We start from the raw sequence: 25,115 nt of genomic DNA on the forward strand, positions 1-25,115 counted from the left end.
ACGGCAGGGCCCGGCGGGTCAGCCCTTGCGGCCCAGCAGCCCGAGCAGCCTGGTCTGCGCGTCGGATCCGGCCGGGACCTCCAGCGGCGGGGCGTACATGCCGCCGGCCGCGAGGCCGTCCGCGTACGGCATGACCTCCTTGACGGAGAACTCCACGAGGCCGTCCGGCAGCCGGTCGTCCGCGCCGATGCCCCGCGCGAGGTCCCAGGCGTGGACGACGCAGTCGGCGGTCAGCTCCGAGCAGTACGCCGACCCGAGCGCGGGACCGTAGGAGAGCCGCACCGTCCGGTCCAGCGCCCCGGGGGCGGCGAAGGCCGCCCGCGCGGCGGCCGAGGCCCGGTCCCAGGCCGCGACCGGGTCGTCGCCGAGCAGGTCCCCGGAGAGTTCGTCGCCGACCTCCTCGACGGTACGGCCGGAGACCAGGCGCTCCGCCCAGAGCTGCTCGCCGGTCACGTGGTTGACCAGGTCCCGCACGGTCCACTCCGCACACGGGGTCGGCGCGTCCCACTGGTCGTCCGTGACCGCACGCACCCGCTCGCCGAAGAGCCGCAGCGCCTCGGCGTGCCGTTCGAGCAGTGTCTCCGGCATCGCCCTCACCGTCCTGTGCCGTGGATACGCCCCCGGCCTCACTCTCCTCGCGCCGGAGGGACCCTGCCACCGCCCTCCGGGACCTCCTTGGCACACAAGGGGCCTGTCCACATGCCAATACATCCGTCTCAGATGACGAACCGGTGCCTTACGGTGGGCGCAACGCTTCGACGACGAGGAGTCGGCCCATGAACGCCGCCAGGGAAACCGCCGTCTACACCCACGGCCACCACGAGTCGGTGCTGCGCTCACACCGCTGGCGCACCGCCCGGAACTCGGCCGGATACCTGATCGGCGAGCTCCGCCCGGGGATGGCCGTGCTGGACGTGGGCTGCGGGCCCGGCACGATCACGGCCGACCTGGCGGAGCTGGTCGCGCCGGGCGGCCGGGTCACCGCCGTGGACGCCTCCGCGGACGTCGTGGAGCAGGCCCGGAGGTACGCGGCGGAGCGCGGCCTGACCGGGATCGGCTTCGCCACGGCCGACGTCCACGCCCTGGACTTCCCCGACGGCTCCTTCGACGTGGTCCACGCCCACCAGGTGCTGCAGCACGTCGGCGACCCGGTCCAGGCCCTTCGCGAGATGCGGCGGGTGTGCCGGCCGGGGGGCGTCGTGGCCGTCCGGGACGCCGACTACGCGGCGATGACCTGGTACCCGGCCACACCGGGCCTGGACGAGTGGCTGGCCCTGTACCGGCGGGTCGCGCGCGCGAACGGCGGCGAACCGGACGCGGGCCGCCGACTGCACGCCTGGGCCCGTGCGGCGGGCTTCACCGAGGTGGCCTGCTCCGCGACGTCCTGGTGCTTCGCCACCGCGGAGGAGGCCGCCTGGTGGTCGGCCCTGTGGGCGGACCGCACCACGGCCTCCGCGTACGCCGACCTCGCCGTCCGGGGCGGCCACGCGACCCCCGGGGAGCTGGCCTCCGCCGCCGCGGCCTGGCACACGTGGGGCGCCGACCCGGACGCCTGGTTCTCGGTGCTGCACGGCGAGGTCCTCTGCCGGGTCCCCGCCGGGGGCTGACCGGGGGCGCGACAGCGGGGCCTGCGCCGGGCCACCGCAGGCGCCCCGGGGCCGCCCGGGCCGGCGCCGGGCCGCCGTTCGGCGCAGGACCAACCCCGAACGCCCCGGGGCGGACCGCCCCGGCGGCCTCCCGGAGGTACGGGAAAAGATCATCGCTCGAGGTGAGGAGCTGTGACAGGATCACCGGCGTGATCATCACCCACGACATACCGTCGCTCCTGCTCGCCGCCGCGCGCAACAACGCCGAGTGGTGCGACGCCGTCTGCCGCGCCCACGGGCTGACGGGCACGTTCACGGCGGACGCCTGGAGCAGTGCGCGCCGGACCCCGCCCCTCTACCCCGACGCCGTGACCCTGACCCGGGGCGGCACGCCGGAGGCCGCGCTGGCGGCCGGGATCGACACCCGCTCCCCCGGCTGCACGGTCAAGGACAGCTTCGCCGCGCTCGACCTGGGCCCCGAGGGCTTCGAGGTCCTCTTCGAGGCCCAGTGGATCCACCGTCCCGCGGGCGCCGCACCCGTGACCGCCGGCCCGTCCCCGCAGTGGTCGCAGGTGGCCGGCGCCGGCGAACTGGCGGAGTGGGAGGCCGCCTGGGGCGGCGGGGAGGAGGCCGCGGGCCTGTTCCGCCCCTCCCTGCTGACCGCGGAGACCCTCTTCCTGACGGGGCGCGTGGAAGGCCGGATCGCGGCCGGAGCGGTCGCGCACCGGAGCGGCTCCGTGGTGGGCGTCTCCAACCTGTTCGCCCACGACGACGCGCCCGTCGGCGCCGTCTGGGCCGGCGTCCTCACCGCGGTCGCCGCGCGCTGGCCGGGGCTCCCCGTCGTCGGCTACGAGTCGGGGGGTGACCTCGACGCGGCCCTGCGCGCGGGCTTCACCACGCTGGGACCGCTGCGCATCTGGATCCGGACCGGCGGGGACGCGTCCGCGGGCCGGTAGTGCTGTCGCCGGAAGGGGCGACAGCACCGGACGCCTCGCCCTACGGTCGCAGTACGAGCAGCGGGACGTCGTCCCGTTCGATGCCGAAGACCTGCGCGTACAGGGACAGTTCGGCCTCCAGCGCCCGGACCATGGTGTCCGCGCGCCGGAAGCCGTGGCCCTCGCCCTCGAAGGCCACGTACGCGTGCGGCACGGGCCGTCCCCGCAGCACGGCCAGGAAGCGTTCCGCCTGGGCCGGCGGGCAGACCGCGTCGTCCAGGCCCTGGAGCAGGACGAACGGGGCGGTGATCCGGTCGGCGCGGGCCACCGGCGAGCGCTCGCGGCTGCGTACGGCCAGGGTCTGCGGCGGGCCGGCGAGGCCCTCCGCGTAGCGGGACTCCAGGTCGTGGGTCTCCGCGGCGAAGCCGAGGAGGTCCAGCACCGGGTAGATGATCGCGGCGCAGGCGTACAGACCGGTCGAGGCCAGCGAGGCCGCCGCCGTCCAGCCGCCGGCGCTGCCGCCGCGGATGGCGAGGCGGTCCGGGTCGGCGGTGCCCTCGGCGGCCAGCGCCCGGGCCACCGCGGCGCAGTCCTCCACGTCCACCACGCCCCACTGCCCGCGCAGCCGTTCGCGGTAGGCGCGGCCGTAGCCGGTGGATCCGCCGTAGTTCACCTCGACCACCCCGATGCCCCGCGAGGTGAAGTAGGCGATGTGCAGATCGAGCACGGGCGGCACGTGGTCGGCGGGGCCGCCGTGCGCCCACACCACGTACGGGGGCAGCTCGTCGGCGGCCGCCCGCACGGCGGGGTGGTGCGGCGGGTAGACGTGGGCGTGGATCTCCCGGTCGTCGGGGCCGAGGAAGGTCCGGCTCTGGGGCTCGGGGTAGTGGGCCGGGTCCACCGGGTCGACGCCCTCCGCGCCCACCACGCGCGCGTGGCCGGTGGCGGTGTCCAGCTCCACGACCTCGTACGCGCTGCGCGGGCTGGCGGCGACCCCGTAGACCCGGGTGCCGCTCACCGCGAGCGTCGGCTGCCAGGCCGTCCACGGCCCCGCCGCGTCCACGAGGTCCCCGCTCTCGGGGTCCAGGACGCCCAGGACGCAGGAGCCCCGGCCGTGCAGCACGGCGACCGGTCCGTCGGGCAGCGGGGCGATCCAGCGCATCCCCGGCTTCCACAGCGGGCCGCCGAACTCCTCGTCCCGGGGGCACAGGTTGACGGCCCCGCCGCTGTCGGGGTCCACCCGGTACGGGTTCCACCAGCCGCCGCGGTCGCTCACCGCGAGGAGGCTCCCGCCGGGCGTCCACTCCACCTGGGCGACGGCCTCCCCGGGACCGCCGAGCACCGTGCGGGCCCCGGTGAGCGCCCCGTCCGCGGTGATCTCGGCCAGCCTGAGCTCCGAGCCGTCCCAGGGCATCCGGGGGTGGTCCCACACGATCCAGGCGGCGCGCCGCCCGTCCGGGGAGAGCCGGGGCCCGGTGCTGAAGCGGTACCGGCCGTCGGTGAGCTCCCGAATCCGGGAGCGGTCCTGCGCGGCCGACCCGTCCAGCGGCACGGCGGCCAGCACCCGGCGCACGTCGGTGGGCGCCGGGCCGGTGAACTCCTCCAGGACGCACCACACTTCGCCGCCCCGCAGCACCGGGTCGGCCCAGCGCAGCCCGCCGCCGAGACGGGACAGGGGAGTGAGCGGCCGGGGCCCGGGGCCACCGGGGGCGTCCGGCTCGAAGGCGTACAGCCGCTGGTCGGCGAAGTGGGCGAAGACCAGCAGGGGCCCGCCGGACGGCCGTTCGGCGCCCGCCCAGGGCAGGCCGCCGTACTCGGTGAGGCGGCTGCGGACGTTCCACGGCGCCGGCAGCGCGGTGACCTCGGGTCCCGGGTCCGCGGGGCGCCGGCGCACCAGGGTGCGGCGCCCGGCCTCCTCCGGCCGGGGCTCGGTCCACCACACCTCGGAGCCGACCGTGCCGAGGTACTCGGGGCGTCCGTCGAGCGAGGCGGCGAGCGCCGCGTCGATCGGCGAGGGCCAGCTTCCGTAGGGCCGGGTCACCGCCGCCATGACAGGGCCTCCCTCACAGGGTCCGCAGTGCGTGGTCGAGGACGCGGACGCCGAAGTGCAGGGCCTCGACGGGCACCCGCTCGTCCACGCCGTGGAAGAGGGACCAGTAGTCGAAGCCGGGCGGCAGCTTGAGCGGGGAGAAGCCGTAGCCGGTGACCCCGAGCCGGGAGAACTGCTTGGCGTCGGTGCCGCCCGCCATGCAGAAGGGGACCACGTGCCCGTCCGGGTCGAAGCGCTCGACGGACTCGCGCAGAATCCCGTACGTCCGCCCGTCGACGGGTGCTTCGAGGGCCACTTCGCGGTGGTGGAACTCCCAGTGCACATCCGGTCCGGTGAGGGCGTCCAGGGTGGCGATGAACTCGGCTTCGCCGCCGGGCAGCATCCGCCCGTCCACGTAGCCGGTGGCCTGGCCGGGAATCACGTTCAGCTTGTAACCGGCGCTGAGCATCGTCGGGTTGGCGCTGTTGCGGAGCGTGGCCTCCACCAGGGCGGCGGCGGGGCCCAGCGCGGCGAGCACCGGCTCGAGGGCGAAGTCGGGGGCCCCGGGATCTACCGACAGGCCCTGGAGGGCGGCGAGTTCGGTGATGCAGGCGGTGACGGTGCGGGTGAGCCGGACCGGCCACTGGTACGCGCCGATCCGGGCGACGGCGGCGGCGAGCCGGCTGACGGCATTGGCCCGGTTGGGCTTGGAGCCGTGCCCGGCGGTGCCGTGGGCGGTCAACTTCAGCCAGGCGGTGCCGCGTTCGCCCGCCGCGATCGGGTAGAGGGTCCGTCCCGGACCGGTGTGCACGGTGAAGGCCCCGGATTCGCTGATCCCCTCCGTACAGCCCTCGAAGAGGTGCGGGTGGTGGTCGGCGAGGAAGCCGGCGCCGTCGACGGCGCTGTCCTCCTCGTCGGCGGTGTAGGCGATCACGATGTCCCGGCGCGGTTTCACCCCGGCCCGCGCCCAGGCGCGCACGACGGCCAGGACCATCGCGTCCATGTTCTTCATGTCGACGGCGCCGCGGCCCCAGACCACGCCGTCGCGGACCTCGCCGGAGAAGGGGTCCACGCTCCAGTCGGCGGCCTCGGCGGGAACCACGTCGAGGTGGCCGTGGACGAGGAGTGCGTCGGCGCACGGATCGGTGCCCGCGATGCGGGCGACCACGTTGGTGCGGCCCGGGGTGCGCTCCAGGAGGATCGGCTCCAGGCCGGCGGCGGCGAGCCGCTCGGCGGCGTACTCGGCGGCGGGGCGCTCGCGGCAGTCGCCGCCGCCGCGGTTGGTGGTGTCGATCCGGATGAGGCCGGAGGTGAACTCGACGACCTCGTCGAGCGCCACCCGGTCCACGGCGGTAGCCGGGGCGTCGGCGGCGGCCGCGGCACCGGCGGTGACTGCGGCCTCGGCGGTGACTGCGGACATGTCAGCCATACTGCTCCTCCACGGCCGCCGAGACGACCGTCGTGACCGCCTTGAAGGTGCGGATCCCCTCGTACATCGTCTCGCTGGTGTACGCGATCCTGCGCTCTCCGCACCGCTCCGCCCCGGGGACGACCGTGGCGGCCATCGCCAGGTGCTCGGCGTCGAACTCCAGCTCCACGGTGAAGGGGCCGCCGCGCACCGGTTCGCGGCGCACCGCGAGGGCTGAGGCCTCCTTGGCCGCGGCGCGGATGTCGGCGGCGGTGCGCGCGGGGGTGCGGCAGACGGCGGCGTAGCGCGAGACGTGGTCCTTGACGGCGACGGTCACCGCGCCGGGCGCGTAGCCGGCGGCGTCGACGCAGGTCAGGTCGTCACCGGTGACCAGGACGACCGGGACTCCGTACTCGGCGACGACGTGCGCGTTGAGCAGCCCCTCGCTGGCGCGGACCCCGTTGACCCAGACCCCCGTGATGGAGTTGGCGAGGTAGGTGTGGGCGAGGACCCCTTCGGAGCCGGCGCCCGTGTGGTAGCCGACGAAGGCGATGCCGTCGACGTCGCCGTACTGGACCCCCTCGACCATGGAGAGGGACTTGTGGCGGCCGGTGAGCATCTCGGCGCGGGCGTCGAGCTTCTCCAGCAGCAGGTTGCGCATGGTCCAGTGGGCCTCGTTGACGACGACCCGGTCCGCGCCGCCGTCGTAGAAGCCGAGGACGGCCGCGTTCACGTCGGAGGTGAAGAGGGAGCGGCAGCGCTCCCACTGCGGCGTGCCGGGCAGTACGTCGGCCGGCCAGGTGACGCCCGTGGCGCCCTCCATGTCGGCGGAGATGAGGATCTTCATCGGGCCCCCGGGCGGTCGGTTGCACGCGGTCGCACGCAACGCGGGCGCCGCGCGTCAGGGGGCCACCCTAGCCGTACCGGTCTCCGGCGGCCCGGGGCCACGCCCGCGGCGCGGCGGCCCGGGGCGGGCCGGGGATTCCACCCGAACCGGTGAGCCGCCGCGGCGCGCGACCCCGCCCCGCCCGGAGGGGGCGGCGGCGGGGCCGGAAGGGGCGTCGGGGGCCGAAAGGGGCTCCGGAAGGGACGTCAGGACCCGGAAGGGGCGCCGCTCAGCTCTCGACCGCGGCGGCCAGATTGGCGAGCAGCGTGTCGTAGATCCGGCCGAGGCCCTTGGGCGCGAAGGTCCGCTCGAAGAAGCCGCCGATGCCGCCGGCGCCGTTCCACACGGTGGTGGCGACGACCCTGGACCTGCCCTCGCCGGCCGGGGTGACCACCCAGGTGGTGACCATGGAGGAGTTGCGGTCCGTCTCGACCAGCTGACCGTCGGTGGGCTCGGTGACCTCCAGCAGGCAGTCGCGCACGCGCTTGCTGGTGGCCTGGAGCTTCCAGTGGACGAGGGTGCCCTCGCCGTCGCCGCCCTCGCGCACCTCGTACTCGCTGAAGTGCTCGGGCAGCACCTTGCCCCGGGTCCCGCTGTAGTCCGCCAGCGCGTCGAACACGGTTTCCGCGTCGGCCGCGATGATCCGCTCCGTGGTGGCCTCGACCTGCGCCATGGCTGTTCCTCCAGCAGTTGTGATCGCTCGTCACGGCGAAGCCAACCACCTCGGGGGGCGGCTGCCCAAATCCGGGGTCGCACGGGACGGCCGACACGGCTCCGCACGATCATGGGAACGTTTGTTCTATTCTCGGCTCAGAGCTACCGAGGGAGGCGCTCATGCGCTGGGACCATCTGACCGAGGAGCCCGGGGACGGACGGCGGACCACCGGGCCGGCCGCCCTGTTCGGGGCGGACGCCGTCGTCACCCGGACCTTCGACACCCCCGAGTTCCGCGGGATCACCTTCCACGAGGTGCGGGCGCGCTCGATCGTCAACCGGGTGCCCGGCGCCTCCCGCATGCCGTTCGAGTGGACCGTCAACCCCTACCGGGGCTGCAGCCACGCCTGCGTGTACTGCTTCGCCCGCAAGACCCACTCCTATCTCGACCTGGATACGGGGCTCGGATTCGACTCGCAGATCGTCGTCAAGGTCAACGCCCCCGAGCTGCTGCGCCGCGAGCTGGGTGCCCGCCGCTGGACGGGCGCGCACATCGCCATGGGCACCAACGTCGACTGCTACCAGCGGGCCGAGGGCCGCTACCGGCTGATGCCCGGGATCATCGAGGCGCTGCGCGACCGGGCCAACCCGTTCTCCATCCTCACCAAGGGCACGCTGATCCTGCGCGACCTCCCCCTGCTGCGGCAGGCCGCCGAGGTCACCGACGTCGGCGTCAGCGTGTCCGCGGGCTTCACCGACGCCGCGCTGTGGCGGACCGTGGAGCCGGGCACGCCCTCGCCCTCCGCCCGGCTGGGCGCCGTACGGGCCCTGACCGACGCCGGGATCGAGTGCGGGGTGCTGATGGCTCCGGTGGTCCCCTTCCTCGGGGACGCCCCGGAGCAGCTGCGGGACACCGTCCGGGCCGTCGCCGCCTCCGGCGCCACCTCCGTGACACCCCTGGTACTCCATCTGCGGCCCGGGGCGCGCGAGTGGTTCCTGTCCTGGCTGGCCGGACACCACCCGCACCTGGTCGGGCGGTACGAGCGGATGTACGCGGGCGGCTCGTACGCGCCCACCTGGTACCAGCGGCAGATCACCCGCCAAGTCCACGAACTGGCGGCCGAATTCGGCATCGGCCCGAACGGCCCGGGAGCGGCACGCCGGATCGTCACCCCCGAGCGGCCCGGCGAGCCGCCCGCGGGGCACGTGCGCGGGGAGGCGACCCAGCTCACGCTCCTGTGAGCCCCGGCGCCCGGTGAAAGGTCATCACATCGGGCCAATGGGCAGCCCAATCCCGTCTTCCGGACGCGGTTTCCTGGACGATTCCGCCCAGAACCCTCGGCTGGGAGGCCCCATGCTGCACCCCCTGAAGAAGGGCGCCGCGAAGAAGCGCGCCGCCGTCCTGCTGTCGATCTCCACCGTGGCCGCGGCCCTCGCGGGCCCGGCCGGCGCCGCCCCGGCCCCGGCGCCCGCCCCGGCGAAGGCGGCCCTGCACTGGAGCGGCTGCGCGACCCCCCGCTATCCCACCCTCCAGTGCGCCTCCCTCAAGGTCCCGCTCGACCACGCCCGGCCCGGCGGGCGGCAGATCTCGCTGGCCCTGACCCGGGTCCCGCACACCGCCGCCGCGTCCCAGGGCCCCCTGCTGGTCAATCCGGGCGGGCCGGGCGGCAGCGGCCGCGCCCTGGCCGGGTTCGTCGCCTCCGCCCTCCCCGAGGACGTGGCCTCCCGGTTCGACGTGATCGGCTTCGACCCCCGGGGCGTCGGCAGGAGCGAGCCCGCCCTGGACTGCGGGGCCGGGCACTTCGACCCCGTCCGCCCGGACTCCGTACCGCGCGACGCCGCCACCGAGCGCGCCAACCTGGAGCGGGTGCGCTCCTTCGCCGAGTCCTGCGGCACCCGGTACGCGGACGTACTGCCGTACATCGACACCGTCTCGGCCGCCCGCGACATCGAGGCGGTGCGCACCGCCCTCGGCGCCGCGCGGATCAGCTACTTCGGCTACTCGTACGGGACCTACCTGGGGGCGGTGTACGCCAAGCTCCACCCGGGCCGGGTGCACCGCCTCGTCCTGGACTCCGTGGTGGACCCGGGCGGGGTCTGGTACGAGGACAACCTCGCGCAGGACCGGGCCTTCGACTCCCGCCACAAGGCCTTCCTCGCCTGGGTGGCGAAGTACGACGCCACCTACCGGCTGGGCAGCGTCCCGAAGGCCGTCGAGGAGCGCTGGTACGCGATGCGGGAGGCGCTGCGCGGGACGCCCGCGGGCGGCAAGGTCGGTCCGGCCGAGCTGGAGGACACGTACATGCCGGGCGCCTACTACAACGGCTACTGGCCGGGCCTCGCCGAGGCCTTCGCCGCGTACGCGCGGGAGGGGGACCCGAAGCCGCTGGTGGCGGCGTACGAGCGGTTCGGCGCGGTGGCGCCCTCGGCGGGCAACGGCTACAGCGTGTACACGGCGGTGCAGTGCCGGGACTCGGCCTGGCCGAAGGACTGGAACCGGTGGCGCGCGGACATGTGGCGCACGCACGCCGCGGCGCCGTTCATGACCTGGAACAACGCCTGGTACAACGCCCCGTGCGCGTTCTGGCCGACGGAGCAGCTGCGGGCCCCGGACGTGACCAACGCCGAACTCCCGCCGGCCCTGCTGCTCCAGGCGACCGAGGACGCGGCGACCCCCTTCCGGGGCGCGCTCGCCATGCGGGACCGGCTGAAGGGCTCGGCGCTGGTGGTCGAGGAGGGCGGCGGCAATCACGGGGTCGCCCTCAGCGGCAACAAGTGCCTGGACGAGAAGGTGGCGGCGTACCTGAGCACGGGCCGGGCCGCGGACGCCACCTGCGCCGCCCAGGCGGAGCCCAAGCCGACCCCGGCGACCCGCGCGGTCCCGCCCTCGGCGGGCGGCGCGGCCCTGCACGGCCTGCTCGGCTTCCGCGGCTAGCCCCGGGGTCCGGCCGCGGCGCCGCCACCCGCCCCCTCGGGCCGGCGGCGCCGCGAGGACCCCGGGACCGCGGCGGCTCGAAGACCTCGGGTCGGCGGCTGCGCCGCGAAGGCCTCCGGGATTCCGGCGCCGCCAAGGCCCTTGCCTCCGGCGGCCGTTCGGGCCGGGCCCGTCAGTCGAGCGCGCGCAGGGCGGCGGTCGCCGCCACCGCGAGGCGGGGGTGGGACTGGGCGCGCACCAGCAGGTCGCGGGCGCGCGGATCGCCGAGCGTCCCGAGTCCCTCGACGCAGGCCAGGGCCACCCGCCAGTACGGGTCGTGCGGGGAGAGCAGCCGGGACAGCGTGGCCATCAGCGCCGGAGCGGACTCCGGGGCGCGCAGCGCGGTGAGCAGCCGGACGGGGTGGAGGGCATAGGCGGTGCGCAGGTCGTTCGTGGCGAGGGCGGCCGCGGCGCGGGCGGTGCGCGGGTCGGCGAGGACGGCGAGGGCCGTGGCGGCGGCCGCGCAGCGGGGCGGGTCCCGGTGGTTGAGCAGCAGCACGAGGGATTCGAAGGCCCGCCGGTCCCCCGCCATGCCCAGCCGGTACGCGGCCAGCTCGCGGGCCCACAGGGGCAGGCCGGCCGAGGTCAGGGAGGCGGCCAGGGCCTCCGGCTGCGCCGTCAGGAGCACCTCGTACTCCGGTGACGGTCCCGCCTCCGCCCGCAGGCGTTCCAGCACGTCGTTCACCCGGCCACCCTAGGGGGGTGCGGCGGCAGGTACCCCGGGTTTCGGACAATGCCGATGATCGATGATCGATGATCGGTACATTTCGGCGGTACAGGTCACATCTCCGCACTCTGGCAGACCAGTTACCGACGGGTTATGGTCGTGACAACACGTACGAGGGCGGCCTGGTGACGCAGCCGCCCCGTGCCAGTCGGTTCTGCACGACCTCACGGCGCGGGCCCCGGGACAGGGTTCCGCCGCCGCCTCACCCCGGGCTTTCGCGCCTGCGGGCCCCCGGGCCCCGGGCACGCTCCCGCGGGGTCCTCGCCGCACGGCTTCCCGTACGGCATCCGCGCGCACTGTGCGCCGCGCGCGTCCCCTCAGTCGTCACCCTCTTCCACTGGAGTCCCTCGATGGACCGTCCGTCCAGTCAGTCCTCCCTCCAGACCATCGCCGTCGTCGGCCTCGGCACGATGGGCTCCGGCATCGCCGAGGTCCTCGCCCGCGCCGGCCACGAGGTCATCGGCATCGACGTCAGCGAGGCCGCCGCCGGCCGGGCGTCCGCCTCCCTCGAAGCGGCGACCGCCCGCTCCGTGGCCCGCGAGCAGCTCACCGAGCAGGACCGCGCGGACGTCCTCGCCCGCTTCCGCACCTTCACGGACCTGGGCGCGGCCGCCGAGGCCGACCTCGTGATCGAGGTCGTGCCCGAGTCGTACGAGGCCAAGCAGCAGGTCATCCGCGAGCTCGACGCGGTGGTCCGGCCCGACACGATCCTGGCCACCGGGACCAACGCCCTGTCGGTGACCCGGCTCGCCGCCGAGTCGCGGCACCCCGAGCGGGTGCTCGGCCTGCACTTCTTCAACCCGGCCCCGGCCATGAAGCTGGTCGAGGTGGTCTCCTCGGTCCTCACCGCCCCGCCGGCCGTCGAGGCGGTCACCGAGCTGGCCCGCGCCCTGGGCAAGGAGCCCGTCTCGGTCGGCGACCGCCCCGGCTTCGTCGCCGACGGCCTGCTCTTCGGCTACCTCAACCAGGCCGCCGCCATGTACGAGTCGAAGTACGCCTCCCGGGAGGACATCGACGCGGCGATGCGGCTCGGCTGCGGTCTGCCGATGGGGCCGCTGGCGCTGCTCGACCTGATCGGCGTGGACACCGCCCGCACCGTCCTGGAGGCCATGTACACCTCCTCCGGCGACCGGCTGCACGCCCCGGCCCCGATCCTCGGGCACCTCGCCGAGGCCGGTCTGACCGGTCAGAAGTCCGGACGCGGCTTCTACACGTACGAGGCCCCGGGCAGCTCCGCGGTGGTCCGCGACGCCCAGACCCCGGCGGAGGGGGACGGGGCGGGCCGGGGCCGTCCCGTCAGCTCGGTCGGCGTGGCCGGCTCGGGCACGATGGCGAGCGGGATCGCGCAGGTCTTCGCGCAGTCCGGCTTCGCCGTGGTGCTGGCGGCCCGCAGCCAGGAGAAGGCCGAGGCGGCGAAGGCCGCGATCGGGAAGTCCCTCGGCCGTGCGGTGGCCAAGGGCCGGCTGACCGAGGAGGCGGCCGCGCAGACCCTGGCGCGGGTCACCCCGGCCGGTTCGCTGGACGCCTTCGCGGAGGTGGACCTGGCCGTGGAGGCGGTCGCCGAGGACCTGGCGGTCAAGCAGGAGCTGTTCGCGGCGCTGGACAAGGTCTGCAAGCCGGGCGCGGTGCTGGCCACGACCACCTCCTCGCTGCCGGTGATCGCGGTCGCCCGGGTGACCTCGCGTCCGCAGGACGTGATCGGCATGCACTTCTTCAACCCCGCACCGGCGATGAAGCTGGTCGAGGTGGTCCGCACGGTGCTGACCGCCGACGACGTGCACGCCACCGTCCGCGAGATCTGCGTCAAGGTGCGCAAGCACCCGGTGGACTGCGGGGACCGGGCGGGCTTCATCGTGAACGCGCTGCTGTTCCCGTACCTCAACAACGCGGTCAAGATGCTGGAGCAGCACTACGCGAGCCTCGACCAGATCGATGCCGCGATGAAGCTGGGCGGCGGCTACCCGATGGGGCCCTTCGAGCTCCTCGACGTGGTCGGCCTGGACGTCTCGCTGGCGATCGAGAAGGTCCTCCACAAGGAGTTCCGCGACCCGGGCCTGGCCCCCTCCCCGCTGCTGGAGCACCTGGTGGCGGCGGGCTGCCTCGGCCGGAAGACCGGCCGCGGATTCCGTGAGTACGCCCGCCGGTAACCCCAGGCCGGGCCACGAGCCGGATACGTGGGGAGGGCTGCTCGGGTCCGCCGGACCCTCACGGCGGACATACCCTCCCGAGCCCAGTGCGGGCCCTCCCCCGCATCCATCCCCGTCCCACCCCCCGCAGGCGCGCTCCCCGGCGCGGATGAAGTACTTTCGCTCTATGTCCCAGCCCGCCAAGACCTCGCCCCGCGCCTCCGCCTCCGACGCCCCGGAGAGCCCGGCCGGCACCAAGGCGGCCGCCCAGCGGCTCAAGATGCGGCGCGAGCTGGCGGCGGCGGCCATGGAGCTGTTCGCGACCAAGGGGTACGAGGCGACCACGGTCGACGAGATCGCCGCGACCGCGGGCGTGGCACGGCGGACCTTCTTCCGGCACTTCCGGTCCAAGGAAGAGGCGATCTTCCCGGACCACGACGACACCCTGACCCGCGCCGAGGCCGTCCTCGACGTGGCCCCGGCGCACGAGCACCCGCTCGACACGGTGTGCCGCGGGATCAAGGAGGTCATGAAGATGTACGCCGCCTCGCCCGCGGTGTCGGTGGAGCGCTACCGGCTGACCCGGGAGGTGCCGGCGCTGCGCGAGCGGGAGATCGCGTCGGTGGCCCGGTACGAGCGGCTGTTCACGCGCTACCTGCTCGCCCACTTCGACGAGCACGAGCAGCACGACGGCAATGACGACCCGCTGCTCGCCGAGGTGGCCGCCTCGGCGGTCGTGACCGCCCACAACCACGTGCTGCGCCGCTGGCTGCGGGCGGGCGGCCAGGGGGACGTGGAGGCGCAGCTGGACCACGCCTTCTCGATCGTGCGCAGGACCTTCGGGTCGGGCATCGGCGCGGGCCGGACGCTGACGACGGCCCCGGCGGCGCCGGCGGCGGTCCGTACGCAGGGCGAGGTGCTGGTGGCGGTGGCCCGGACGGACGCCCCGCTGGACGAGGTCATGCGGACCATCGAAGAGGCACTGCGCGGCACGTAGCCGCGCACCGCGCGGCAGGCAGCCGGGCGGAGCAGGACACGGAACGACACACGAAGCGACACGCGTCACAGAGGGCCGCCCCCGCACCGGGGGCGGCCCTCTGCGTTTGTCCGGCTTGCCCCTACTCGCCGGTAACTCTGATCGATCATCGCTCATGTGCGCAGGTCAATCGGCAAATGAGAGAAAGTTTTGGCACGCGGTGCCTTGCTGAGTGACACCGGGTGCCATACGTTGAATCTCGTCCGGATGTCCCCGCGGCCCACGCCCACTCGGCACGGAACGCGCCCCGGATGCCTGCGTCACCAGGCACCGCACGCCTCACCACGGGCGTCGCCCGCACGACCGCTCAGCCGGAACCGACGGCACACAGCACCACGCACCACCCACCCACACGCTCTCACGCACGCGACGCGTATCCCCCAGCGCACCCTCAACAGCGCTCATGCCGGAGGCTCTACCGTGAAGGACATCCTGGACGCGATCCAGTCGCAGGCCGCTACGGCCGCCGACTTCGCGGCCCTGCCGCTCCCCGACTCCTACCGCGCGGTCACCGTGCACAAGGACGAGCAGGAGATGTTCGCAGGGCTCACCACCCGCGAGAAGGACCCGCGCAAGTCCCTGCACCTCGATCAGGTGCCGGTGCCGGAACTCGGCCCCGGCGAGGCCCTGGTGGCCGTCATGGCCTCCTCGGTCAACTACAACTCCGTCTGGACCTCGATCTTCGAGCCGGTGTCCACCTTCGGCTTCCTGGAGCGCTACGGCCGCCTGTCGGAGCTCAGCAAGCGCCACGACCTGCCCTACCACGTCATCGGCTCCGACCTCGCGGGCGTCGTCCTGCGCACCGGGCCCGGCGTGAACGCCTGGCAGCCGGGCGACGAGGTCGTCGCGCACTGCCTCTCGGTCGAGCTGGAGTCCTCCGACGGCCACAACGACACGATGCTCGACCCCGAGCAGCGCATCTGGGGCTTCGAGACCAACTTCGGCGGACTGGCGGAGATCGCCCTCGTCAAGTCCAACCAGCTGATGCCCAAGCCCGGCCACCTCAGCTGGGAGGAGGCCGCCTCCCCCGGCCTGGTGAACTCCACCGCCTACCGCCAGCTGGTCTCCCGCAACGGCGCCGGCATGAAGCAGGGCGACAACGTCCTGATCTGGGGCGCGAGCGGCGGCCTCGGCTCCTACGCCACCCAGTTCGCACTGGCCGGCGGCGCCAACCCGATCTGTGTCGTCTCCAGCGACCAGAAGGCCGACATCTGCCGGGCGATGGGCGCGACCGCGATCATCGACCGCAACGCCGAGGGCTACAAGTTCTGGAAGGACGAGCACACCCAGGACCCCAAGGAGTGGAAGCGCTTCGGCAAGCGCATCCGCGAACTGACCGGCGGCGAGGACATCGACATCGTCTTCGAGCACCCCGGCCGCGAGACCTTCGGCGCGAGCGTCTACGTCACCCGCAAGGGCGGCACGATCACCACGTGCGCCTCGACCTCGGGCTACATGCACGAGTACGACAACCGCTACCTGTGGATGTCCCTCAAGCGGATCATCGGCTCGCACTTCGCGAACTACCGCGAGGCGTGGGAGGCCAACCGCCTGATCGCCAAGGGCAAGATCCACCCCACCCTCTCGAAGGTCTACTCCCTGGAGGAGACCGGCCAGGCCGCCTACGACGTCCACCGCAACCTCCACCAGGGCAAGGTCGGCGTCCTCGCGCTGGCCCCCGAGGAGGGCCTGGGCGTGCGCGACCACGAGATGCGGGCGACGCACCTCGACGCCATCAACCGCTTCCGCAACGTCTGAGACGTCCGAGGCCAAGGGACAGCCTGAGATGACAGAGCGCCAGAAGGACCGTCCGTGGCTCATGCGGACGTACGCCGGCCACTCCACGGCCGAGGCGTCCAACGAGCTGTACCGCCGCAACCTCGCCAAGGGCCAGACCGGCCTGTCGGTCGCGTTCGACCTGCCGACCCAGACCGGCTACGACCCCGACCACGTCCTCGCCCGCGGCGAGGTGGGCCGGGTCGGGGTCCCGGTCTCCCATCTGGGCGACATGCGGCGGCTGTTCCAGGACATCCCCCTGGAGCAGATGAACACCTCGATGACGATCAACGCCACCGCCATGTGGCTGCTGGCGCTCTACCAGGTGGCCGCCGAGGAGCAGGGGGCGGACATCTCCCAGCTCCAGGGCACCACCCAGAACGACATCGTCAAGGAGTACCTCTCGCGCGGGACTCACGTCTTCCCGCCCGGGCCGTCCCTCCGCCTGACGACCGACATGATCGCGTACACGGTCAACCACATCCCGAAGTGGAACCCGATCAACATCTGCAGCTACCACCTGCAGGAGGCGGGGGCCACCCCGGTCCAGGAGATCTCGTACGCGATGTCCACGGCCATCGCCGTGCTGGACTCGGTCCGCGACTCGGGGCAGGTGCCCAAGGAGCGGTTCGGCGAGGTCGTCGCGCGGATCTCCTTCTTCGTGAACGCGGGCGTCCGCTTCGTCGAGGAGATGTGCAAGATGCGCGCCTTCGGCCGCATCTGGGACAAGGTCACCCGTGAGCGATACGGCATCGAGAACGACAAGCAGCGGCGCTTCCGGTACGGCGTCCAGGTCAACTCCCTCGGACTGACCGAGGCCCAGCCGGAGAACAACGTCCAGCGCATCGTGCTGGAGATGCTGGCGGTCACCCTCTCCAAGGACGCCCGCGCCCGCGCCGTGCAGCTGCCCGCCTGGAACGAGGCGCTGGGCCTGCCCCGGCCCTGGGACCAGCAGTGGTCGCTGCGCATCCAGCAGGTCCTGGCGCACGAGAGCGACCTGCTGGAGTACGAGGACATCTTCGCCGGATCCCACGTCATCGAGGCCAAAGTCGACTCCCTGGTCGCCGACTGCCTGGCCGAGATCGACCGGATCCAGGAGATGGGCGGCGCGATGGCGGCCGTCGAGTCCGGCTACCTGAAGTCGCAGCTGGTCTCCTCGCACGCCGAGCGGCGGGCCCGGATCGAGTCCGGCGAGGACAAGATCGTCGGTGTCAACTGCTACGAGCAGACGGAGGAGAACCCGCTCACCTCCGACCTGGACGGCGCCATCATGACCGTGGACCCGGCGGTGGAGGCGCTCACCGTCGAGCGCATCCGCCGCTGGCGGGCCGAGCGGCACGAGTCCTCGGACCGGCAGGGGAACGGCGACCCGTTCGTCTTCCCCACCACCCGGCAGGCCCTGGAGCGCCTCAAGGAGGCCGCGGCGGGGACCGAGAACCTCATGGAGGCCACCCTGGAGTGCGCCCGGGCCGGTGTCACCACCGGCGAGTGGTCGAGCGCGCTCCGCGAGGTGTTCGGCGAGTTCCGCGCCCCGACCGGGGTCTCCTCGGCCCCGGTGGCGGTCACCGCCGAGAAGGGCACGCCGATGGCCCTCGTCCGCGAGAAGGTCTCCCGCACGGCCGACGACCTCGGCGCGGGCCGACTGCGGCTGCTGGTCGGCAAGCCCGGCCTGGACGGGCACTCCAACGGCGCCGAGCAGATCGCCGTCCGGGCCCGCGACGCGGGCTTCGAGGTGGTCTACCAGGGAATCCGGCTGACGCCCGAGGAGATCTCCTCGGCGGCCCTGGCCGAGGACGTGCACTGCGTCGGGCTGTCCATCCTGTCCGGCTCGCACTGCGCGCTCGTCCCCGACGTCCTCGAACGGCTCCGCGCGGCGGGGGCGGGTGACATCCCCGTCATCGTCGGCGGCATCATTCCGAATGCGGATGCCATCACACTCAAGGCAGCCGGTGTCGCCGCCGTCTTCACGCCGAAGGACTTCGGCATCACGGAGATCATCGGCCGTATCGTCGACGAGATCCGCAAGGCCAACAAGCTCGCCCCTCTCGAAATCGTTGCAAGCACGGAGGTCCCCGCATGACCACGCCAGTCCACCCGGTGAACCGCCTTCGCCCGCGTCGCTCCTGCCTCGCGGTCCCGGGGTCGAACCCGCGCTTCCTGGAGAAGGCCCAGGGCCTGCCGGCCGACCAGGTCTTCCTTGACCTGGAGGACGCCTGCGCGCCGCTCGCCAAGGAGGGCGCCCGCCACACGATCGTGGACGCGCTGAACAACGGCGACTGGACCGGCAAGACCCGCGTCGTGCGCGTCAACGACTGGACCACCCACTGGACGTACCGCGACGTGATCACCGTCGTGGAGGGCGCGGGCCAGAACCTCGACTGCATCATGCTGCCGAAGGTCCAGGACGCCCAGCAGATCGTCGCCCTCGACCTGCTCCTGACCCAGATCGAGAAGACGATGGGCTTCGAGGTCGGCAAGATCGGCATCGAGGCGCAGATCGAGAATGCCAAGGGCCTGGTGAACGTCGACGAGATCGCCGCCGCCTCCCCCCGGCTGGAGACGATCATCTTCGGCCCGGCCGACTTCATGGCCTCGATCAACATGAAGACGCTCGTCGTGGGCATGCAGCCGCCCGGCTACGGCGCGGACGCCTACCACTACATCCTCATGCGCATCCTCATGGCGGCGCGCACGCACAACCTCCAGGCGATCGACGGCCCCTTCCTCCAGATCCGCGACGTGGACGCCTACCGCGAGGTGGCGGGCCGGGCGGCGGCGCTGGGCTTCGACGGCAAGTGGGTGCTGCACCCGGGCCAGGTCGACGCGGCGAACGAGGTCTTCTCCCCCTCCCAGGAGGACTACGACCACGCCGAGCTGATCCTCGACGCGTACGACTGGTGCACCTCGGAGGCCGGCGGCAAGAAGGGCTCGGCGATGCTCGGCGACGAGATGATCGACGAGGCCAGCCGCAAGATGGCCCTGGTCGTCGCGGGCAAGGGCCGGGCCGCGGGCATGCAGCGCACCAGCAAGTTCGAGATCCCGGAGGCGTAGCGCGATGCAGTTCGGACGCACGTACGAAGAGTTCGAGGTCGGGGCGGTCTACAAGCACTGGCCCGGGAAGACGGTCACCGAGTACGACGACCACCTCTTCTGTCTGCTGACCATGAACCACCACCCGCTCCACATGGACAGCAACTACGCCGAGAACACGACCGACTTCGGCAAGAACGTGGTCGTGGGCAACTACATCTACTCGCTGCTGCTCGGCATGTCCGTGCCGGACGTCTCCGGGAAGGCCATCGCCAACCTGGAGATCGAGTCGCTGCGGCACGTGGCGCCGACCTTCCACGGCGACACGATCTACGGCGAGACCACGGTCCTCGACAAGACCCCGTCGAAGTCGAAGAACGACCGCGGCATCGTCTACGTGGAGACCAAGGGCTACAAGCAGGACGGCACCCTCGTCTGCGTCTTCCGGCGCAAGGTGATGGTCCCGACCGAGACGTACATCAAGGAGCGCGGCGGCGAGCAGCCCGGCCGCCCCACGCTGAAGGAACAGGGGAAGTAGCCATGGCCCGACTCGCCCAGACCGCCGGGCTCAACGACGTCCAGCGGGAGATCCTCAAGACCGTCCGGGAGTTCGTCGACAAGGAGATCATCCCGGTCGCCACCCAGCTGGAGCACCGCGACGAGTACCCCCAGGACATCGTCGACGGCCTCAAGGAGCTCGGCCTCTTCGGCCTGATGATCCCGGAGGAGTACGGCGGCCTGGGCGAGTCGCTCCTGACGTACGCCCTGTGCGTCGAGGAGATCGCCCGGGGCTGGATGTCCGTCTCGGGGATCATCAACACGCACTTCATCGTGGCCTACATGCTCAAGCAGCACGGCACGCAGGAGCAGAAGGACCACTTCCTGCCGCGGATGGCGCTGGGCGAGGTGCGCGGGGCGTTCTCGATGTCCGAGCCCGGACTGGGCTCGGACGTGTCGGCCATCACCTCGAAGGCGGTGAAGGACGGCGACGAGTACGTCCTGAACGGCCAGAAGATGTGGCTGACGAACGGCGGCACCTCCACCCTGGTGGCCGTCCTGGTCCGAAGTGACGAAGGACACCCGGAGGGCACGGCCCCCCACAAGTCGATGACGACCTTCCTCGTCGAGAAGGAGCCCGGCTTCGGTGAGGTCCGTCCGGGCCTGACGATCCCGGGCAAGATCGACAAGATGGGCTACAAGGGCGTCGACACGACCGAGCTCATCATGGACGGACTGCGCATTCCGGCCAATCGCGTCCTCGGCGGACAGACGGGCCGAGGGTTTTACCAAATGATGGACGGGGTCGAAGTCGGCCGCGTCAACGTGGCGGCGCGTGGCTGCGGTGTCGCTCAGCGTGCCTTCGAACTGGGTGTCTCCTATGCCCAGCAACGTCACACTTTCGGCAAGGCGATCGCCGAGCACCAGGCCATCCAGTTCAAGCTGGCCGAGATGGCTACCAAGGTCGAAGCCGCCCATGCGATGATGGTGAATGCAGCACGCAAAAAGGACTCCGGGGAACGAAACGACCTCGAAGCAGGGATGGCGAAGTACCTCGCCTCCGAGTACTGCAAAGAGGTGGTGGAGGACGCGTTCCGCATTCACGGCGGGTACGGCTTCTCGAAGGAGTACGAGATCGAGCGCCTCTACCGGGAGGCGCCGATGCTGCTGATCGGTGAAGGTACGGCCGAGATCCAGAAAATGATCATCGGGCGGCGCCTGCTCGAGGAGTACCGACTCCAGGGCTGAAAGTACCCTTTGCGGCGAATCGTCCACGCGTTCGTCGCCAAGGGATCACCCTCAGTCACTGGCCGACGGCCATCGACTCGGCTTCTGGCTTGCCCAGTTGTTGCACGCAACCGATAGCATTCCAGTAAAGCCGCCGTCCCGTCCCCCAGTTTGCGGCGCGGCAACCACCCGCTACGAAGGTCATCCATGCCCCACAGCCAAACCTCTGCACCTCGCGTCGGCATCCTCGGTGGACGTCTCGCACGCGGAGCATCGCCGTGGCTCCTGCCGACCGTCGCCACCGCGGCGCTCAGCCTCGCCCGGGCCCGCACGTCCGGGCGCTGGGCCGCGGCGGCCGTGCCCGCCACCGCGCTCGCCGCGGGCATGCTGTGGTTCTTCCGCGACCCCGAGCGTGAGATCGCCCAGGGCCGCGTCATCTCGCCCGCCGACGGTGTGGTGCAGAGCATCATGCCGTGGAAGGACGGGCGGACCCGGGTCGCGATCTTCATGAGCCCGCTGAACGTCCACGTCAACCGCGCGCCCCTCGCGGGCACGGTGACGTCCGTGGAGCACGTTCCCGGCGGGTTCGTCCCGGCGTTCAACAAGGAGAGCGAGAACAACGAGCGCGTCGTCTGGCACTTCGACACCGAGCTCGGCGACATCGAGATGGTGCAGATCGCCGGCGCCGTCGCGCGACGCATCGTCCCGTACCTGCCGGCCGGCACCAAGGTGGAGCAGGGCGAACGCATCGGTCTGATCCGCTTCGGCTCCCGCGTCGACATCTACCTCCCCGAGGGCGTCGAGGTCGCGGTCGAGGTCGGTCAGGCCACTACCGCGGGGGTGACACGAATTGACCGTGACTGACCCTGAGACTCCTGCCACGGGCTGGGTGCCCGAGCGGGCCGACGAGGACTCCGTCGAAGACGACATGCCGCTCTCGCTGCGGCTGTCGATAGCGGACACCCTCACCCTCGGCAACGCGACCTGCGGATTCATGGCGGTGTACTTCACCACCACCGGAATCCTCATCCCGCACCTCACCGGCAGCGGTGAGACGGGCATGGCGCGCAACAGCGCCGCGACGGCCGTGATACTGATGCTGCTCGCCGCGGTCTTCGACCTCTTCGACGGCATCGTGGCCCGCAAGCTGCGCAGCTCGCCGATGGGCGCCGAGCTCGACAACCTGTCCGACCTGATCAGCTTCGGTCTGGCGCCCGCGTACTTCGTGCTCGTCTACGGCATGGTCGCCGTCGACGCGGACCAGAAGATGTCGGCGCTGGCGGCGATCGTGGTGTTGCTCGCGGTGGTGCTCAGACTCGCGAGATTCAGCTGCGTGACGATGAAGGACGGCATGTTCCAGGGCATGCCGAGCCCCTTCGGCGCCCTGACGGTCGTCTCGATCGTGCTGCTGGAGCTCCCGTTCGTACCGACGCTGCTGGCGATCATCGGTGTGGCCTGGCTGATGGTGAGCCGGGTCGAGTACCCCAAGCCGCGGGGTGTCCTCGCGGTGGCGATGCTCAGCTGGATCGTCGGGGCGATGGGCCTGCTGGCGGCCTGGGCGTTCGACGCCCCGGGCGGCCAGCTCCTGCTGCAGGCCGGCTGTGCGCTCCAGATCGCGCTGGCGGCCACCATCCCGCTGTTCGCGACGACCCGGAGGGCCAACACCATCCGGCACAACCGCCGCGAGGCGCGGGCCGCCCAGCCGTAACGCCGGGCCGGCTCCACGCGTGCGAGAGGGGCCCCGGATGCCAGAAGGCATCCGGGGCCCCTCTCGTCGTCTCCCCTGCGGTACGGGGCGGCGGGGTGCGGGCTCAGCCCGCGGGGGTGAACTTCTCGGCCGCCGGGGCGACCGCCGCCGGCTTGACCAGCTTCAGGCCCCCGGGGGTCTGCGCGTCCGGCTTCATGATCACGCTCTGCCGGGTGGAGGGGGCCTTCGGGTCGGAGAAGTCGTGCACGATGCCGAAGCCGTTGTCGAAGGACTTCAGGCCCAGCAGGGCCTTGCCGACGCCCTCACGGGTGAGGTCCTTGTCGGCGCAGGCCTTCTTCAGGGCCTCGCCGTAGACCGCCGCGGCCGAGTACCCGGCCACCACGCCGTTGTCGAGGCCCGCGTCCGGGTACTGCGCCTTGTAGGCGGCGGCCAAGGCCGCCGGGCCCGGCTCGGCCGAGCCGATCGGGAGGGTGGACGAGGCGACGTAGTAGTCCTTCTGCAGGGCCGCGCCCGCCGGGGTGGCCAGCAGCTGGGGTGCGAAGGCGGAGTTGTTGCCGACCACGGGGACGTTCCAGCCGCCGGCCGCGGCGACCCCGACCAGCGAGGCCGCCTGCCGGGGCCCCGCACTGATCACCACCGCCTTGACCCCGGCCTGCTTGAGGGCGGCCACCTGCGCCGACATGTCGTTGTCGGTGGGCTTGATCTTCTGCTCGACGACGGTGAGACCGGCTTCCTTCGCCGCGTGCTTCGCCCCCGCCAGGGCGTTCTCGCCGTAGTCCCCCTCGAAGTAGACGTGGCCGATCCTGTCCCCGGAGGCGATGCGCTTCTCGTCGAGGAGGTAGCCGATCGCGTTGACCGTCTCGATGTCGTACGTGGCCCCCACCGTGCGGATGTACGGGCTGCCCAGCAGTGAGGCGGACCAGGCCTGGGGGATGACCAGCCCCTTGTCCTGGCCGTCGACGCGGTCCTCGACCGCGGCGACGAACGGCGACCCGATGAACTGGGCGAAGCCCAGCACCTCGGGCTCCAGCTCGGTGTAGGCGGCGAGCGCCTTCTGCGGGTCGTAGCCGTGGTCGCGGACGGTGAGCTCCACCTGCCGGCCGCAGATCCCGCCGGAGGCGTTGGCCTGCTTGATCCAGAGCTGCTGGGCCTGGGTGACGCTCTTGCCGAGGGAGGCGTAGACACCGGTCATGTCGGTGAGGGCGCCGAGCCGGATCGCGGTGGCGGAGACCCCCTTGCCGGTCTTCAGGCCGTCCTCGGCCTGCTTGTCCTCGGTGCCGCCGCCCGCCTTGGAGCTGCATCCGGCGGCGGTGAGGACGATCGCGGCGGCGAGGGCCGCCGTACCGAGTCGGGCGCGCCGGTCGGGGCGGGCCGTACGGGCTCTGGTCACGCTGGCTCCTTCTTCGGGGGGCGTGCGGGCTGGGAGGGGCGGAGGCGGGACAGGCCGCCGGGGAGGAACAGGACCACCGCGACGACGGCCGCCCCGTACAGGTAGCGGGAGGCCTCCCCCGGGGACACGCCCCCGCTGCCCGGGGCCGAGACCAGGGGCAGGGCGTCGCTGTACCGGGTCAGCAGCTGGGGCAGCAGGGAGACGAAGGCCGCGCCGACGACGGCGCCGGCGACCGTGCCGAGGCCGCCGATCACGATCATGGCGAGGTACTCGAGGGACAGCACCATGCCGAAGTAGTCGGGAACGGTCCGCCGGAAGACGAGGGCGAGCAGGACCCCGGCCAGGCCGGCGTACATGGAGGACAGGACGAAGACGGCGGCGCGGTAGCGGGCCACCGGGACGCCCATCACCCCGGCGGCGATGTTGTGGTCGCGGATGGCGTTCAGGGCGCGCCCCGGGCGTCCGCGCAGGACTCCGCGGGCGAACAGGGCGCAGGCCAGGAGCGCGGCCAGGGCGATGTACCAGAGCTTCTCGGCGGACTGGAAGGGGACGGCGGCGATGACGGTCTCGGTGTCGTCGAAGGTGAGGCCGAGGAGGGACAGCGGCTCGACGGCGCGGCCGTTGAAGCCGCCGGTGAGGGCGGTGGCGTTGAACAGCACGTGCTGGCCGATGAAGATCAGCGCGAGGGTGGCGATGCCGAGGTAGGCGCCGCGCAGCCGGCCGGCGATGGGGCTGAAGAGGCCTCCGGCGGCTCCCGCGAGGGCGACGGCGAGGACCGCCGCCAGCCAGCTCGGCAGGCCCAGGCCGACGAGCTGGTGGCCGCCGGAGCGGCCGCCGTCGCCGGCCAGTACGCAGTACCCGTACGCGCCGACGGCCAGGAAGAAGGCGTGCCCCATGGAGAGCTGGCCGGTGGCCCCGGTGAGCAGGTTGAGGCCGATCGCCCCGATCCCGGCGGCGATGGCGAACAGGCCGGCCTGGAGCCAGAACCGGTCCAGGTAGAAGGGCAGGGCGAGCAGCACGGCTCCCCCGGCGGCCCACAGCGCGTACCGGAGGCGTTGCCGCGCCGCCGGGGGCCGGAGCCCGCGGAGGGCGGCCGTACGGCGCCGCCCGGCGCCGGGCTGTGCG

21 protein-coding genes are annotated in these 25,115 nt (G+C 72.6%); 13 read left to right on the forward strand and 8 right to left on the reverse strand.

The window, feature by feature from the left end; translation table 11 throughout:
* Positions 1-18 precede the first annotated feature (18 nt).
* Positions 19-588: a TIGR03086 family metal-binding protein gene (locus tag ACFWU6_RS05345; protein WP_383811951.1), complete on the reverse strand. Its 570-nt coding sequence runs from the start codon at positions 586-588 to the stop codon at positions 19-21.
* Positions 589-776: 188 nt separating this feature from the next.
* Here ACFWU6_RS05345 and ACFWU6_RS05350 point away from each other — a divergent pair, with 188 nt between their 5' ends.
* Together ACFWU6_RS05350 and ACFWU6_RS05355 are read left to right on the forward strand one after the other, a co-directional pair.
* On the forward strand, positions 777-1,607 hold the full coding sequence (locus ACFWU6_RS05350; protein ID WP_383811948.1) for a methyltransferase domain-containing protein: 831 nt from the start codon (positions 777-779) through the stop codon (positions 1,605-1,607).
* Positions 1,608-1,795: 188 nt separating this feature from the next.
* Positions 1,796-2,542, forward strand: a complete 747-nt coding sequence (locus tag ACFWU6_RS05355; RefSeq protein ID WP_383978639.1) for a hypothetical protein — start codon at positions 1,796-1,798, stop codon at positions 2,540-2,542.
* Positions 2,543-2,582: 40 nt separating this feature from the next.
* Here the strand turns inward: ACFWU6_RS05355 and ACFWU6_RS05360 are convergent, their stop codons facing one another.
* The 4 genes from ACFWU6_RS05360 to ACFWU6_RS05375 all read right to left on the reverse strand — a co-directional run bounded on the left by ACFWU6_RS05360 (position 2,583) and on the right by ACFWU6_RS05375 (position 7,517).
* Positions 2,583-4,571, reverse strand: a complete 1,989-nt coding sequence (locus tag ACFWU6_RS05360) for a prolyl oligopeptidase family serine peptidase (protein WP_383978642.1) — start codon at positions 4,569-4,571, stop codon at positions 2,583-2,585.
* A 13-nt stretch (positions 4,572-4,584) separates the two neighbouring features.
* Complete coding sequence (locus ACFWU6_RS05365) at positions 4,585-5,970, reverse strand: M20/M25/M40 family metallo-hydrolase (protein ID WP_383978645.1); 1,386 nt, start codon at positions 5,968-5,970, stop codon at positions 4,585-4,587.
* Position 5,971: 1 nt separating this feature from the next.
* Positions 5,972-6,805, reverse strand: a complete 834-nt coding sequence (locus ACFWU6_RS05370) for a M55 family metallopeptidase (RefSeq protein WP_383811937.1) — start codon at positions 6,803-6,805, stop codon at positions 5,972-5,974.
* 268 nt (positions 6,806-7,073) lie between these two features.
* Positions 7,074-7,517, reverse strand: a complete 444-nt coding sequence (locus ACFWU6_RS05375; protein ID WP_383811934.1) for an SRPBCC family protein — start codon at positions 7,515-7,517, stop codon at positions 7,074-7,076.
* A gap of 161 nt (positions 7,518-7,678) precedes the next feature.
* Between ACFWU6_RS05375 and ACFWU6_RS05380 the strand changes: the two genes are divergently transcribed.
* Together ACFWU6_RS05380 and ACFWU6_RS05385 are read left to right on the forward strand one after the other, a co-directional pair.
* Positions 7,679-8,740, forward strand: coding sequence for an Rv2578c family radical SAM protein (locus ACFWU6_RS05380; RefSeq protein ID WP_383978647.1), 1,062 nt, complete (start codon positions 7,679-7,681; stop codon positions 8,738-8,740).
* Positions 8,741-8,852: 112 nt separating this feature from the next.
* The gene (locus ACFWU6_RS05385; RefSeq protein ID WP_383811929.1) at positions 8,853-10,433 is read left to right on the forward strand and encodes an alpha/beta hydrolase; all 1,581 of its coding nucleotides are present in this window, start codon (positions 8,853-8,855) and stop codon (positions 10,431-10,433) included.
* 172 nt (positions 10,434-10,605) lie between these two features.
* Here ACFWU6_RS05385 and ACFWU6_RS05390 read toward each other — a convergent pair whose 3' ends face one another.
* Positions 10,606-11,157 carry an adenylosuccinate lyase gene (locus ACFWU6_RS05390; protein ID WP_383811926.1) on the reverse strand — a complete coding sequence of 184 codons (552 nt, stop codon included), beginning with the start codon at positions 11,155-11,157 and terminating at the stop codon, positions 10,606-10,608.
* Between the two features lie 392 nt (positions 11,158-11,549).
* Between ACFWU6_RS05390 and ACFWU6_RS05395 the strand changes: the two genes are divergently transcribed.
* The 9 genes from ACFWU6_RS05395 to pssA all read left to right on the forward strand — a co-directional run bounded on the left by ACFWU6_RS05395 (position 11,550) and on the right by pssA (position 22,600).
* The gene (locus ACFWU6_RS05395) at positions 11,550-13,346 is read left to right on the forward strand and encodes a 3-hydroxyacyl-CoA dehydrogenase family protein (RefSeq protein WP_383811923.1); all 1,797 of its coding nucleotides are present in this window, start codon (positions 11,550-11,552) and stop codon (positions 13,344-13,346) included.
* A 166-nt stretch (positions 13,347-13,512) separates the two neighbouring features.
* A complete protein-coding gene (locus ACFWU6_RS05400; RefSeq protein WP_383811921.1) occupies positions 13,513-14,322 on the forward strand; it encodes a TetR family transcriptional regulator in 810 nt (269 codons plus the stop codon).
* Between the two features lie 459 nt (positions 14,323-14,781).
* Positions 14,782-16,119 (forward strand): crotonyl-CoA carboxylase/reductase, encoded by a 1,338-nt coding sequence (ccrA, locus tag ACFWU6_RS05405; protein ID WP_383812920.1) that lies wholly within the window; start codon positions 14,782-14,784, stop codon positions 16,117-16,119.
* A 28-nt stretch (positions 16,120-16,147) separates the two neighbouring features.
* Positions 16,148-18,217 carry a protein meaA gene (locus ACFWU6_RS05410; protein ID WP_383978650.1) on the forward strand — a complete coding sequence of 690 codons (2,070 nt, stop codon included), beginning with the start codon at positions 16,148-16,150 and terminating at the stop codon, positions 18,215-18,217.
* Positions 18,214-19,188 (forward strand): HpcH/HpaI aldolase/citrate lyase family protein, encoded by a 975-nt coding sequence (locus tag ACFWU6_RS05415; RefSeq protein ID WP_383812917.1) that lies wholly within the window; start codon positions 18,214-18,216, stop codon positions 19,186-19,188. The genes ACFWU6_RS05410 and ACFWU6_RS05415 overlap by 4 nt, the downstream gene beginning before the upstream one ends.
* A 4-nt stretch (positions 19,189-19,192) precedes the next feature.
* Positions 19,193-19,705 carry a MaoC family dehydratase gene (locus tag ACFWU6_RS05420; RefSeq protein WP_030010163.1) on the forward strand — a complete coding sequence of 171 codons (513 nt, stop codon included), beginning with the start codon at positions 19,193-19,195 and terminating at the stop codon, positions 19,703-19,705.
* Positions 19,706-19,707: 2 nt separating this feature from the next.
* Positions 19,708-20,913, forward strand: a complete 1,206-nt coding sequence (locus ACFWU6_RS05425) for an acyl-CoA dehydrogenase family protein (RefSeq protein ID WP_383812915.1) — start codon at positions 19,708-19,710, stop codon at positions 20,911-20,913.
* Between the two features lie 186 nt (positions 20,914-21,099).
* A complete protein-coding gene (locus ACFWU6_RS05430; RefSeq protein ID WP_383812913.1) occupies positions 21,100-21,756 on the forward strand; it encodes a phosphatidylserine decarboxylase in 657 nt (218 codons plus the stop codon).
* Complete coding sequence (gene pssA / locus ACFWU6_RS05435; protein WP_383812911.1) at positions 21,743-22,600, forward strand: CDP-diacylglycerol--serine O-phosphatidyltransferase; 858 nt, start codon at positions 21,743-21,745, stop codon at positions 22,598-22,600. Before ACFWU6_RS05430 ends, pssA begins: the two co-directional genes overlap by 14 nt.
* A gap of 103 nt (positions 22,601-22,703) precedes the next feature.
* Here pssA and ACFWU6_RS05440 read toward each other — a convergent pair whose 3' ends face one another.
* Both ACFWU6_RS05440 and ACFWU6_RS05445 read right to left on the reverse strand, forming a co-directional pair.
* Positions 22,704-23,921, reverse strand: a complete 1,218-nt coding sequence (locus ACFWU6_RS05440) for an ABC transporter substrate-binding protein (RefSeq protein WP_383803190.1) — start codon at positions 23,919-23,921, stop codon at positions 22,704-22,706.
* A gap of 65 nt (positions 23,922-23,986) precedes the next feature.
* Positions 23,987-25,030 (reverse strand): branched-chain amino acid ABC transporter permease, encoded by a 1,044-nt coding sequence (locus ACFWU6_RS05445; RefSeq protein ID WP_383978728.1) that lies wholly within the window; start codon positions 25,028-25,030, stop codon positions 23,987-23,989.
* Positions 25,031-25,115 lie beyond the last annotated feature (85 nt).

The organism is Streptomyces sp. NPDC058674 (assembly GCF_042716505.1).
Taxonomy (GTDB): domain Bacteria; phylum Actinomycetota; class Actinomycetes; order Streptomycetales; family Streptomycetaceae; genus Streptomyces.

Excerpts from the sequence above, each read along its gene's own strand:
- ACFWU6_RS05420 (WP_030010163.1), top strand. The coding sequence starts at position 19,193 with ATGCAGTTCGGACGCACGTACGAAGAGTTCGAGGTCGGGGCGGTCTAC.
- ACFWU6_RS05400 (WP_383811921.1), top strand. The coding sequence starts at position 13,513 with ATGTCCCAGCCCGCCAAGACCTCGCCCCGCGCCTCCGCCTCCGACGCC.
- ACFWU6_RS05385 (WP_383811929.1), top strand. The coding sequence starts at position 8,853 with ATGCTGCACCCCCTGAAGAAGGGCGCCGCGAAGAAGCGCGCCGCCGTC.
- ACFWU6_RS05395 (WP_383811923.1), top strand. The coding sequence starts at position 11,550 with ATGGACCGTCCGTCCAGTCAGTCCTCCCTCCAGACCATCGCCGTCGTC.
- ACFWU6_RS05380 (WP_383978647.1), top strand. The coding sequence starts at position 7,679 with ATGCGCTGGGACCATCTGACCGAGGAGCCCGGGGACGGACGGCGGACC.
- ACFWU6_RS05345 (WP_383811951.1), bottom strand. The coding sequence starts at position 588 with ATGCCGGAGACACTGCTCGAACGGCACGCCGAGGCGCTGCGGCTCTTC.
- ACFWU6_RS05370 (WP_383811937.1), bottom strand. The coding sequence starts at position 6,805 with ATGAAGATCCTCATCTCCGCCGACATGGAGGGCGCCACGGGCGTCACC.
- ACFWU6_RS05430 (WP_383812913.1), top strand. The coding sequence starts at position 21,100 with ATGCCCCACAGCCAAACCTCTGCACCTCGCGTCGGCATCCTCGGTGGA.
- ACFWU6_RS05410 (WP_383978650.1), top strand. The coding sequence starts at position 16,148 with ATGACAGAGCGCCAGAAGGACCGTCCGTGGCTCATGCGGACGTACGCC.
- ACFWU6_RS05365 (WP_383978645.1), bottom strand. The coding sequence starts at position 5,970 with ATGTCCGCAGTCACCGCCGAGGCCGCAGTCACCGCCGGTGCCGCGGCC.
- ACFWU6_RS05350 (WP_383811948.1), top strand. The coding sequence starts at position 777 with ATGAACGCCGCCAGGGAAACCGCCGTCTACACCCACGGCCACCACGAG.
- ACFWU6_RS05360 (WP_383978642.1), bottom strand. The coding sequence starts at position 4,571 with ATGGCGGCGGTGACCCGGCCCTACGGAAGCTGGCCCTCGCCGATCGAC.
- ACFWU6_RS05375 (WP_383811934.1), bottom strand. The coding sequence starts at position 7,517 with ATGGCGCAGGTCGAGGCCACCACGGAGCGGATCATCGCGGCCGACGCG.
- ACFWU6_RS05425 (WP_383812915.1), top strand. The coding sequence starts at position 19,708 with ATGGCCCGACTCGCCCAGACCGCCGGGCTCAACGACGTCCAGCGGGAG.
- ACFWU6_RS05415 (WP_383812917.1), top strand. The coding sequence starts at position 18,214 with ATGACCACGCCAGTCCACCCGGTGAACCGCCTTCGCCCGCGTCGCTCC.